We start from the raw sequence: 13,265 nt of genomic DNA, 5'->3' as shown, positions 1-13,265 counted from the left end.
ACTATTTTTGGCTTTTGTGCTGGTTAAACCAGTGATTTTTAAGGCCTCTGACAACTTATTCATCTGCCGTAAATAGAAAATGGCCTTTCGGCCATTTTCGTGTTTATTCATGCAAAAAAAGTTTTTAATTTTTACGCCATAAAAAGGCCGCTAACGCCGGCAACACCACTATGGCACCTAACATATTTACAATAAACATAAAGGTAAGCAGTATGCCCATGTCAACCTGGAATTTCAGCGCCGAGAATACCCAGGTACTCACACCAATTGCTAAGGTAATACCAGTGAACAAGACTGCACTGCCCCGTTCTTTTAAGGCTTCAAAGTACGCCTGACGCAGTGGCGCGCCGTCACGCAACATCTGTGTCATATTTGACAGAATATAAATACCATAATCGACACCTATACCTACACCCAGTGCTATCACCGGTAGTGTTGACACTGTTAAGCCAATTTGCAGCTTGGTCATTAAGGCGGTTGCCAATACAGACACCACATACAGCGGCACTATGACCGAAATCGTCGCACGCAGCGAGCGGAAACTCAGTAAACATAAGATGATGACTGCACCATAGACATACCACATCATTGGCTGTTGCGCTTCTGACACGGCTTCGTTGGTTGCTGCCATTACCCCGGCAGGCCCCGACGCCAGCATAAAACGGGTTTGCTCATCGCCAAGCTCAGCACCGTATTTTTTTGCTGCAGCAACAACGCGCTCTATCGTTTCCGCTTTGTGATCTTCTAAAAATAAGATCACCGGCATCACAGAGCAGTCGGCATTTAATAAGCCCGTGCTGGTCTCTACCCGTGACGAGGCCTGCACCAATGACTGGGTATTACGTGGCAGCACGCGCCATTTTACGTTGCCTTCATTAAAGGCCGCGTTTATCGACTTAGATACAGAAGCCAGTGACACCGCTGATTGCACACCTTCGACGTTTTCCATTAGCCACTGGAAGTTATCTATGCGGGCCATAATGCTGTGTTCAGTACAGGCACTGGGAAGCGTTTCCACCATCACGTTCAGATAATCCACCGAAATAGCATAACGCTCTGTAATAAGCTTAGTGTCCAGGTTATAGCGCGAGTCTTCATGCAGTGCCGGTGCGCCTTCATGTAAATCGCCTATTTTCAGCTGTTGGCTTTGCAGGTAACCAAAGCCAAACAGTACAGCGGTTACCAGCAAAATAATTGCCGCATACTTACGTGTCGCAAACGCCGACAGGGCAAACCAGACTTTATCAGCACCTGGCGATGGCGCGGCGACCCGTGCTTTGTAACCCCGGCTAAAGCGGACAAAGGACATCAGTACCGGCAGTAAAATAAGGTTAGTTAAAATAATGACCGCCACACCTAAACTCGCGGTAATGGCCAGCTCCCGGATCACACCAATTTCAATAATCAACAAGGTTAAAAAGCCAACGGTGTCGGATAACAGCGCTACGCCACCGGGTACTAATAACTTACGAAAACTGGCTTGGGCTGCCGTTTTAGCGTCCATACCCGCAGCAACCCGCTTACCGGTAGAGTTAATCATCTGCACACCATGGCTTACGCCAATGGCAAACACCAGAAACGGCACCAGTATCGACATAGGATCAATGCCAAAGCCCATCACAGACAATAGTCCCATCTGCCAAACCACCGCAATAAGCGAGCAGGCAATCGGTAATAGCGTCAGCATTAACGAGCGGCAAAAGAAAAACACCATCACTGATGTCACCGCTATGGCAATGGCAAAGAACACCAACACGCCTTTAGCGCCATCGGCTACATCGCCGACCATTTTGGCAAAACCGATGATATGTATACTAATACTGTCTGACTGGAACTTAGCACGGATATTCTGCTCCAGTGTACTGGCAAACCCTATGGTATCCAGTTTCTCACCTGTATCCGGGTCAACTTCCAGTAACTGAGCAGAGATCATTGCACAACTATAATCATCGGCCACCATACGACCAACGATACCGGCTTTCTCGGTATTTTCTTTTACTTTAGCCAGTCCATCGCTATTGGCGATAAAATCCGCCGGAATAACCGGGCCGCCGGCAAAACCGTCTTCGACCACTTCAACAAAACGGGTACTGGGGCTAAACAGCGACTTAACCTGTACCCTATCTACTCCAGAGGTATATAACAACTCATCATGTGCTTTGCGTAGCGTATCGAAAAAATTAGCGTTAAAAATATCGCCGCTTTCATCACATAACGAAATTAAAATATTATTGGCACCACCAAAGTCCTGCGCATGACGTAAATAAGTCTGCATGTACTGGTGCTGCAGCGGAATGTTTTTTGTAAAAGCAGCATCCAGCTTAATGCTGGTTGCTTTAAACAGTAGAAATACCGTAGCGAGTAAAAAAGCGACTATCACCAGCGCACGATGGCGGAATAACGCGTACTCGAACTTATTAACCAGTCGATTTACAGTCATTTTATTCTAATTCACTCAATTTAATCGTTTTTATGCCTGTCTCGGTCACCAACAATAAGTGTTCGCGCCAAACAAGACCATTAACTATCGCCTTACCGTCCGCACGCGACAAATCAGCGAAAGACGCAGCATTATCTTTGCTTACCAACAAGCTACCGGCGTTACCGACGATAAACAAGCGGCCGGCTTGGTCGGAAAACACACTGTTAAGGGTGGCGGTTTCATCAAGCTCAAGTTGTTGCCAGCTTGCCCCCTGATCTGTACTTTGAAAAGCGTGGCCACGCAGCCCTACTGCCAGCAATGTCATAGCGGATGTGCGGGTAATATCAAACAGAGAGCCATTATAAAACTCATCCAGGCGCTGCCAGTTGCGGCCGTTATCTGAGCTTTTCGCTGCCAGACCGGCCTCGCCTACCATATACAACACATTGCCATCGGCATATAAACGATTGAAATGCGGCAATATTGCCCCTAGCTCTATCTGATATAGCTCAGGGTCGGTTTCCTGTAATTCTTCCAGATATAACTGATCGTCTTCGGATAGCAATTCGGGGTGAAATTCACGTTGCCAACTGACACCACCGTCCTCTGTACGGTAGAACAAGCCATAGGCGCCCACGGCCACACCGTCTTTGCTATTGGTAAAATAGACGTCAAACAACGGTTTATCCTGCTCTGGCGCATAATGTTGAAGCTGCCAGCTGCTACCACCGTCTTGTGTCGCCAGAATGCTGGCATCGTGGCCCACCGCCCAGCCTTGTTGCTTATTTAAAAAATAAACACTGTTTAAATTAGCCTGCAGTGGCACCTCAGCCTGTTGCCAGTTCACACCGTCCTGGCTCAGTAAAATATGCCCCCGCTCACCAACAGCGACCAGGTTTTGCTCGGCAACATTAATAATGTCGGTCAGCAGCGCTTTTTCTGCCATAGCAGCGATATAGGCAGGTTCGGGCTGGCTTTGTGTTGTATTGCCTACGACTGCACCGCTGCTCAACGCCGTGTAAAGCAGCACCAGACAAATCATTTTTTTACCCATAGTCTGAGTTATTACTCTATAAAATAGTTAAAATAAAAACGGTTGGCACCAGGCCAACCGTCGTCACTACACGTTAAGATTACCGTGTTCCCTCACGACGCAAAGCGGCAGGGGTAAAATCAGCATCTGTCAGACTAACCGAGAAATCATACATCTTATCCTCGTTATCCAGACCAATCGCGATATAACGGCGCGAGTTCAGGTCATGATAAACTTCCAGCGTGCTCCAGTGCGTTGGCACTTCATAATAGTTCAGACCATGCGCCACCGCGACCCGATACAACTCATTACGGTTGTCATACAGATCGGCAACATGAATTTGCCAGCTATCCTCATCAATGTAAAACACGCGTTTTCCGTACACATGGCGGGTGTTATCTTTTAATGTTGCTTCTACAACCCATACACGGTGTTTTTCCCAGCGTACATATTCAGGGTTAATATGTCCGGCCATCAATAAATCGGCATATTTCACATCGTTGCTGTGCAGTTTGTAGCTGTTGTACGGAATATACAGCTCCTGTTTGCCTTTTAACTCCCAGTTATAACGGTCTGGTGAGCCGTTAAACATATCGAAGTCATCCGTCGTACGCAAACCGTCTGACGCCGTACCAGGTGCATCATAGGCAACGTTAGGCGCGCGGCGGACGCGGCGCTGGCCAGTATTATAAGTCCAGGCCTGACGTGGCGTTTTTACCTGATCCATCGTTTCATGCACTAACAAGGCTGTACCGGCCAAACGCGCAGGCGATGTTACGCCCTGCTTAAAGCGGAACAAGATATTCTCAGCCGTTAACGCTTCAGCGGTGGCATTAGGTTCAGAATACTTAAACATGATCTGCTCATCGAAGCCGATAATAGTATAAGCGCCTGACGCTGTCGGTGCCGCCTGACCACCATTACGGCTGGCCGCTACGCCACGAAAACGCAGTAAATGGTTCCACACCGCTTCCAAACCATTTTGCGGGATCGGGAACGGAATACCAATGGCTGCGTTGACAATACCGTTACCGCCTTCGATTAGCTCGGCTTTGGTAGCAATATTTTTAGTAGCATCATATACATATTGTGGGTAGGACGCAGTACGCCGCGACTGATACACATTCATCTTGAAAGTATCAGGATAAATATCAAACAATTTAACCTGGCCCGGTGTTAACAGGCTTTGATACTGTTCCAGATTAGACTTATCAATGGTCAGCAGCACCTTGTCATCTTTAAATGGATCCAGGTGATGCATACCCGCACTGTAGCCTGCTGGTGCAGCCGTAATACCGCCTGTCCACTCGGGAATAGAGCCATCGGCATTACCTGCTTTTTCGGCGCCTAACGGCGTTAAATCGTTACCTAGTCTTGCGGCCTGCTCCGGCGTAATTTTAGCGGCTACTGAGCAGCTTAATACCAGTGCAATAGCTGATGAAATTAGGGTGAGTTTTTTCATAATTAGTGCTCGTCCCTTAAATAGAGTACTTAATGTTAAAAGAGATAAAGTCACGGTCTGCTACGTTGTTGGTTGTGCCCTGACCGCCCCAGAATACGTTGTATGACAGTTCGCCAGACCATTTGCTCAGGTAGTCAAAGCTGATGGCATAAGCCAGAGACTTACGATCTTCAACGAACATAAATAACGGATCCGGTGTAATACCATTGACGTCGTGAGAAAACACAGCACGTTGCGACAGGTTAACGCCAGCAAAAACGTTATTGTAATCCATCTTCGCCAGTAAACGATAACCCCAGGCAGAAGCTGTCGGGAACGGGTTGGTTTCAGCACCATCAGATAAGCCAGTATGTAAACCGTCTTTATTTACCAACTCGCCGTTTGTTAAACCACGTAAAGGTGCTCCGCTGCGGTCAGTGTTAGGACCATTTAAACGCAGTACGCTCTGTTCCGGCATATCCTGAATACGGATACCGCCAATCTCAGCCAATAAACTGACGTTGTCAGAGCCAAGTGCCGGCCCAACTAAATGGGTAAAGGTCATCTGTGCCTGAAGGGTATCCGCCAGAATAAAGCCATTGGCTTTTTGCCCGGAGCCCACTTTCGTGCCGATTACACGGCCAATTTGAGATATGCCTGCTAAGTCTGGCCGTAAGCCGGCATTAGCCAACTGTTCAGGCATACCGGCATACAATATTTCAACGTCATCAATCTGTAAGGGCTCGTCCTGACGGTAGGCAATTTCACCGGCAACGGAGGTTTCGCCTAAAGTAGTATTAAAGCTGAAGCCATAAAGTTTAATATCTTCTGGATACTCTAATAAAGCTTTGGAGAACATTGGCAAGTCGCCGATATTATCCGCCGTTACACCACCCGGGTTTGCTGCAAGAATTTGCAGAGACTGCAATAAGCCACCCGCTATAGGCATATTCTGATCATTTAACATCAGGCTACCATCGGCATTGCGACGATAAACTTCAAAATCTGAGGCGATACCCGAAATTACCGGCACGCGGCTATGGTAATTCATGTAGTACAGGGCAAATTCGGTATCATTTAACTCTGGTGAGAAATACTCAAGCTTAATACCGTATTGACCACCATCCTTAGGTTTAATCTCACCCTCGCTACCGTTTGGCCTAAGCGTAACTTTCGTTGAGTACGCTGTCGCCAGGCTAACAGCTAACGCCCTGTCAGCGGCGGACGTAGCCGGGTTAGCGATCAGTGCATAAAGGTCGCCGGCAATGCTTGACAGAGTATTCATTTCACCTACCAAAAACGGCAGGTCTATATCTGGATTACCAGCAAAGCCTAGCTGCACGTTCTGACTAAAGCCGCCTTTCCCGGCAAAGTCATTCGTCGAAAAATAGCTGCCAGGAACCGGTAGATAACTATTTTCCCACTCGTACTGATAAAATAGCTCTGTAGACAGATTTTCTGTCAGACCGATATTCAATGTCAGCATACCCACAGGGATATAAGCTTCTTTAAGCTCTGCACCCGGTGCACGGGCAACACCAACATCAATAGGGGTAATATTAATACCATGCTGAATTAATGTGCTTTCACCCCAGCTTAGTACCTGTTGGCCTAACTTCACGGTAACCGGGTTCATACCATCGTTAAAACTGAAGTTGCCGTAAATGTAAGCGTCTAATAAACGTATATCACGGCAGGCTAAGTCACGGGCTTCTTCGTCTGCGCAAGGGTCAACACGATTGCCTGATAACGGATTAGTGTAAGCGCCGTCTTTGTCCATCAGCGCAAAATCGTAGAAGTACATAAAGCGGGTAAACAAGCCGATATTATCTTTGGTAATAGATAACTCGTGTAAACCTTTAAACAGGCTGCTAAACATATCGCCGCGATCGTAGTTCAGATTACCGCTGTCGCCGTTGCTGGAATAAGAGCCATATTCTTTCCAGATGTCGGCGCTGGTATAAACCGGATTAAACCGCTTCATCGGGTCCGCATTTGCCAAATCATAACCATAACCAGCCCAATTCAGGCCTGGGTTATTCGCTTTGCTGATCGTATCCCAATTACGGTCTTCCATACGGACACTGCCGCCATAGGAAAACGTTGAATCAAACGTAATGCTGACATCACCCAGATCCCAGCTTGCTGCTTGTGCCGGAGCCATTGACAAGGCAAACAGCGCTGAAGCAACACCTAGCGCTAAGGGTTTCTTAGCAAAGGTTATCGACCTTTTATTCATCTTGTTATCTCCCCCCCTGTCCCTGCAGGATTTATAAGTGTTTTTTTAGTTATATTACCAAGCCAACTGATCCGAGCTCAGCTTACTTAGCTAAAATAATTACATCATTTCAGGCTACAGGCAAGGCCTGGTGCAACGTAAATCTGTTGATTTGTATTCAGTTTTTACAATTTTGGCGCAACTTTTGCCCGTTTTAATCTGTCAGTGGTTTAACATATGCCTAATGCTATAACACGCCTTGCTATAAGCTAATGAAATTAAAGGTCAAACCAGAGATATAAGCAAGCCATTGTTTTAATTCAGTGTTTAAAGTATAAACTCTAATTAATTTTTTCCAGACGCTGAAACGCACCTTGTTCACTGACACTCAGGCGAAAACGGCCCCTCAAACCGGCACTGTCGATAAAGGGGCGCAAATGATGAAATTGCAGTTGCACCCGCTCGCCACTGTCTGCGGTCACCACAACATATTTCACCGCGCCGCGGTAATACGCCTCGCATTGCTCTGTTGTCAGATAGGCATTGAAATAATACTGTCGCATCAGTCCAGGCTTCTACTGACCTTTTCATACAGATCATTGCTAAGTGTTGCACTACCTGCAAGTTGACGCAGAGCCTGTTGCATTAGCTGTTGCCGCGTACTGTCATAGCGGCGCCAACTTAATAACGGCGTCACTAACCGGGCAGCAACCTGCGGGTTAATCACATCTACCCGGGCTACCGTTTGCTGCAGCAGCTGATAACCTTTGCCATCAACGCGATGAAACTGCTTTGGATTACGTAAACTAAAAGCGCTGAATAAAGCACGGATCCGGTTTGGGTTTTTCCAGCTAAATTGCGGATGCTGCAACATGGCATCAATACCGCTAAATACTTGCTCTGAAGGGTTAGATGCCACCAACGCAAAAGCTTTATCTGTTGCCAGCACATCCTGCTGCCAACGCGCGGTAAAGTCACTTATAAGCTCACTAAACAGGACGGCATCAGTTTGCTGCGCTGCGCTAAGGGCAGCAATAGTGTCGGTCATATTGTCAGCTTGCTGATAATGCGACCTGACGGTCAAACCGGCATCTGAATCAACCCGAGCCAGATAACGCAGGCACAAAGCCCGCAATCGGCGGCTAGCGACGGCGTATTCGCTGTACTGATAGGCTTGTCCGGCCAGCTGGTCGTAGCAGTGTCGTAACGCCGTCTGCAAAGTTGTCGCCAGTAAATGTTCGAATTGCTGTAAAGCCTGCCAAATGCCGTCTACCGGTATTTGCTGATACTGCTCCGCTAAGCTATCAAAATCCGGCAGCATTAATAACTCTGCTGTAAGCGCCAGGTCAGCACCAGGCTGATGTAGCCACTGCTTCATCATATCAAATAGCTGTGTTGGTAACACGGTTTCAGCGCTGTGCCCTGCGATAACCTGTGCTACTTTGCCACTCCAAAATTGTTGCATCGCATCCCAGCGCGCCACGCCATCACTGGCCATTGCAGCAATCTGTAGCAAACTGTCGTCACTGCTGTTGGCATGCAGCTTTACCGGCGCAGAAAAATGCTCCAGCCACACCACAACAGGCTCAGCGCTGATATTGTCAAACACAAACTGCTGGCTGGCTTGCGTTAACTGCAGTACATGTTGTTGTTTGGTCGCGTCGGGCAGTAAAAACTCGATGCGTATTGGCATCAGTAAAGCCTGCTTGTCGGTTTGATCTGCCGTTGGCGGCGTGTGCTGCTTAACGGTTAATGTCAAACGCGCGGCTGCACTATCATAATGCTGCCTGACGGTCAGTTCGGGTGAACCCGATTGACTGTACCACAGTGAAAACTGGCTTAAATCCACGCCACTGGCATCTTGCATGGCACGGACAAAATCATCACAGGTTACCGCCTGCCCGTCATGGCGGTTAAGGTACAAGGCCAGGCCATCGGCAAAGCGCTCCCGCCCCAGTAGGGTTTGCAGCATGCGGATCACTTCAGCACCTTTATCATACACGGTAACGGTGTAAAAATTATTCATTTCCAGCACCTGCTCCGGCCGGATCGGATGCGACATCGGGCTGGCGTCTTCGGCAAACTGCGCGGTGCGGATAAGCTTGACTGCGTCAATGCGACACAGTGTGGCCGAGCTCATATCAGCACTAAACTCCTGATCACGAAACACCGTTAAGCCCTCTTTCAGGCTTAGTTGAAACCAATCGCGGCAGGTCACCCGGTTACCGGTCCAGTTGTGGAAATACTCATGGCCAATAATGGACTCAATATTAAAGTAATCACGATCTGTTGCGGTAGCAGGGTCGGCCAGCACATATTTGCTGTTAAACACATTCAGGCCTTTGTTCTCCATCGCGCCCATATTAAAGAAGTCCACCGCGACCACCATGTAGATGTCCAGATCATATTCCAGATTAAAACGCTGCTCATCCCAGGCCATCGCCCTTTTCAATGCGTCCAGCGCGAACTGACCTTTATGCCCCTGACCTTTTTCAACAAACAACTGCAAGCTAACATCACGGCCACTGCGAGTAATAAAATTACCCATTAACACATCAAAATCACCGGCAACCAATGCAAATAAGTAACAAGGCTTAGGAAAGGGGTCATGCCACTGCACTACTCTGCGGCCTTGCTGATCGAGGTGTTCCGATACCTTGTTGCCATTAGACAACAGATAAGGATAACGCCGGGCATCGGCTTTAATCGTAACCTGGTATTCGGCCAGCACATCCGGCCGGTCTAAAAAATAGCTAATACGGCGAAAGCCCTGAGCTTCACACTGGGTACAGTAGGTATCATCCGCCAGATACAAACCTTCAAGCGCAGTATTCGTTTGTGGTGATATTTCCGTCACAATGCGCAGTTCAAAACACAGTGGCAAGTCGGTTAAGGTCAGGCTGTGCTCGTCCAGTTGATAAGCCTCTGCGCTGAGCTGTTGCTCATTTACTGCTACACTGATCAAGCGCAGCTGCTGGCCATCCAGCTTCAGGCAGGTCGCCTCACTTTGCCGTTGCACCTGCATCACGGATGTCACCCGGGTAGCCTTGGGATCCAGTTCAAAGGTTAGCGCTACCTGCGTTATCAAAAATGCCGGAGGTTGATAATCATGTCGTGATGTTGCCGTCCGGTTCATAGTTTGCTGAGCCATATCATGTCCTGCTGAATCGTTTAATCTAAGTATACGGATAAAAAAGCCTGAACGAATCAGGCTTTTTGTCAGTTATTTATGGTTTAGGCTTTGCTGGCCACATCCCTTATCACAGAGTCTGGCGGCGTCAGCTTTAATACCTTGATACCGCAGTAAGCATAAATAATCGCCAGCACCGGATTAATCAGGTTAAAAAACGCGTACATGGCATAATCCAGCGGGCTAACCTGCAACACGCTGTGCATATAAGCGCCGCAGGTATTCCACGGGATCAGCGGGCTGGTGATGGTACCGCCATCTTCCAGGGTGCGCGACAAATTAACCGGGGCCAAATTACGCCGTTCATACTCTTCTTTAAACATCCGGCCAGGCATGACAATCGACATATACTGATCAGCGGTCAGCACATTGGTCACAAAACAGGTGGCAATAGTACTGGTAATCAGCGAGCCTGTGCTGCGGGCAAAGAACAAAATAGAGGTGACAAACTTGCGCAGTAAGCCTATCTTTTCGATGGTCGCGCCAAACATCATAGCGCTGAACACCAGCCATATGGTATTTAGCATACTGGACATACCGCCGCCGCTTAGCAGATCGTTCAGGCTGGCGTTACCGGTGTCAATGCTAAAACCGGCATGTAAAATATGCCAAATCAGCTTGGTGATCCCCAAAGCAGCTGGCACGTCGGTTTCAATCAACTTTGACAGCAAATCCTGCTGGAACAGCACTGCCCACAAAGCGCCCAATAGCGCGCCGATAAATACCGTGGGAAAGGCCGGTACTTTCTTTATCGCCATCGTCAGCAGCACAAATAAGGGTACCAGCGCCAACACACTAATTGAAAAATTAGCCTGCAGTACCTGGCTTATTTCATCAATACGGGCCAAATCTGCACTTACATCAGAATTAAAACCAATCACTGTAAACAAAACAAGCGCCAACAAAAAGCTCGGCACAGTCGTCCATAACATATGGCGGATATGATCAAATAAGTCAGCCCCGGCAACGGCCGGTGCCAGGTTGGTCGTTTCACTTAACGGCGAGATCTTATCGCCAAAGTAAGCCCCGGAAACGATAGCCCCTGCGGTAATAGCCGGTGACAGGCCAAGACCGGCCGCGACACCAATCAAAGCCACACCGATAGTCGCCGCCGTTGTCCAGGAACTACCAATACTCATCGCTACGATACCGCACAGTAAACAAGAGGCCGCATAAAACCAGCTTGGGCTGAGGATCTGCAAACCATAGTAAATCAGCGTAGGTACGGTACCGGACAGCATCCAGGTGCCAATCAGTGCCCCGACAGACAGCAGGATCAGCACAGCGCCCAGCGACAGCGAAATGCCCTTCACCATGGCTTTTTCCATCACCGACCAGCGATAACCATTTTTTAACCCGATAACCACGGCAACCGCGGTGGCCATAAACAGTGCTATCTGGTTTGGCCCGTAAGATGAGTTATCTCCGAATAAGTACACAGAAGCTGAAAGCAGCACAACCAGTACCAGTAAGGGCACAGAGGCATCCAGAAAACTGGGTTGTTTTTCAGACATAAAATTGATGCTCCGGTTGGAACAGGGCGTGACTACCGCCCTGTATTTTTATTGTTATATAAAGGCTTAAGTCGCACTTACAGTGAGCGGTAAAACATCAGCGCGATAATTAATGGGCAGACAAACTTGACATACCAGGGCCAAATTCGCCAGAAAATTCCTTGCTCTGCCAACTTGTCACCACTTTTCAACTCTTTGAGTATTTCATTACGATGCCAAATCCAGCCGGCAAAAATACACAGCATTAAACCAAGTAATGGCTGGCTGTAACGGGTGGTTAGCGCAATAACCAAACCAAACAGGGTGTCAAAGTTGACAATGATCAAACAGCTAAGGGCAAAAATGATGGCAGCGATCAACCACACCGCTTTATGCCGGTTCAGGTTGCGTTTTTCGACCACATAAGACACCGGGACTTCCAGCATTGAAATGGAAGACGTCAATGCGGCTATCGACATTAGCAGAAAGAAAGCAAAAGCCACCACGCCACCAACAGCGCCCATAGTGGTAAATAGTGACGGTAACACGGTAAAGATCAGCGTATCTTCCGACAGTAACTGCCCGTTTTCACCGAAAATTTGCACGCCGTTGTGCAGCGCCACATACATCGCCGGAATAATCAATAATCCTGCCAAAACAGCTACGCCAATGTCTACCAACGATACCGCAGCACCTAACCTTGGCAGGTTTTCACTGTGGCTGACGTAAGAGCCATAAATCAACATAGTGCCGACACCCAGTGACATAGAGAAAAACGCCTGCCCCATCGCGCTGATCAGTAAATCCGGGTTTAATGCCTGACTAAAATCAGGTAACAAATACACTTTCAGGCCGTCCATTGCGCCTTGCTGCGTCATAACATAAGCAAACAGCATTATCATAATGACAAACAAGGTGGGCATTAACCGTACCGACCAGCGCTCTATACCGTCGACCACACCACCACTGACAATGCCAACAGTAAGCGCCATAAATACGGCGCAAAACAACAAATTACGTTCTAAAGAGAAGGAGATTAACCACTGTGCTAAGTGCTCAAAGCCAGCCAGATTGACCAAGGCTTCGACGGTATGCGATAGCATCCAACCGCCGACAATACTGTAAAACGCCAGAATTAATGACACTGTCATTATGCCCCAGGCACCCACTACCCGGCCGGATAGGCCTCGCGATACCTGGCCCAGCGCATCTACCACATTGGATTTTGTCGCCCGGCCTATTAACAATTCCGCCATTAACACCGGATACGCCAATAAAAATGCCAGGATCAGATACATTATGACAAATGCTGCCCCACCATTACTGGCAACCTGGGTCGGGAAGCCCCAGATATTGCCCAAGCCAACTGCTGAACCGGAAGCGGCCAGAATAAAGCCGATCCTCGAAGAGAACTCACCACGTGTAGCCATTAGTTAACCTTTATAATTATTATGTTTTATCATCTTAC

8 protein-coding genes are annotated in these 13,265 nt (G+C 48.1%); all 8 read right to left on the bottom strand.

The genetic code is table 11. The annotated features are described in order from the left end of the window. Positions 1–124: 124 nt before the first annotated feature. Positions 125–2,440, bottom strand: a complete 2,316-nt coding sequence (locus tag EYB30_RS13685; RefSeq protein ID WP_166839467.1) for an efflux RND transporter permease subunit — start codon at positions 2,438–2,440, stop codon at positions 125–127. Between the two features lies 1 nt (position 2,441). Beyond that, positions 2,442–3,476 (bottom strand): WD40/YVTN/BNR-like repeat-containing protein, encoded by a 1,035-nt coding sequence (locus EYB30_RS13680; protein ID WP_166839466.1) that lies wholly within the window; start codon positions 3,474–3,476, stop codon positions 2,442–2,444. A 79-nt stretch (positions 3,477–3,555) separates the two neighbouring features. Further along, positions 3,556–4,917: a DUF1329 domain-containing protein gene (locus EYB30_RS13675; RefSeq protein ID WP_166839465.1), complete on the bottom strand. Its 1,362-nt coding sequence runs from the start codon at positions 4,915–4,917 to the stop codon at positions 3,556–3,558. Positions 4,918–4,933: 16 nt separating this feature from the next. After that, entirely contained in the window at positions 4,934–7,135 is a 2,202-nt protein-coding gene (locus EYB30_RS13670) for a DUF1302 domain-containing protein (protein ID WP_166839464.1), read from the bottom strand. Positions 7,136–7,455: 320 nt separating this feature from the next. Beyond that, positions 7,456–7,677 (bottom strand): DUF2835 family protein, encoded by a 222-nt coding sequence (locus tag EYB30_RS13665; protein ID WP_174978750.1) that lies wholly within the window; start codon positions 7,675–7,677, stop codon positions 7,456–7,458. After that, positions 7,677–10,265, bottom strand: coding sequence for an aminopeptidase N (gene pepN, locus EYB30_RS13660; protein WP_166839463.1), 2,589 nt, complete (start codon positions 10,263–10,265; stop codon positions 7,677–7,679). Before pepN ends, EYB30_RS13665 begins: the two co-directional genes overlap by 1 nt. A gap of 83 nt (positions 10,266–10,348) precedes the next feature. Further along, positions 10,349–11,818, bottom strand: a complete 1,470-nt coding sequence (gene nhaC, locus EYB30_RS13655; protein WP_174978749.1) for a Na+/H+ antiporter NhaC — start codon at positions 11,816–11,818, stop codon at positions 10,349–10,351. A 77-nt stretch (positions 11,819–11,895) separates the two neighbouring features. Further along, complete coding sequence (locus EYB30_RS13650; protein ID WP_166839462.1) at positions 11,896–13,227, bottom strand: sodium-dependent transporter; 1,332 nt, start codon at positions 13,225–13,227, stop codon at positions 11,896–11,898. Positions 13,228–13,265 lie beyond the last annotated feature (38 nt).

Source organism: Rheinheimera pleomorphica (genome assembly GCF_011634895.1).
GTDB lineage: Bacteria > Pseudomonadota > Gammaproteobacteria > Enterobacterales > Alteromonadaceae > Alishewanella > Alishewanella pleomorphica.
This window is presented reverse-complemented; position numbering and strand designations above follow the sequence as displayed.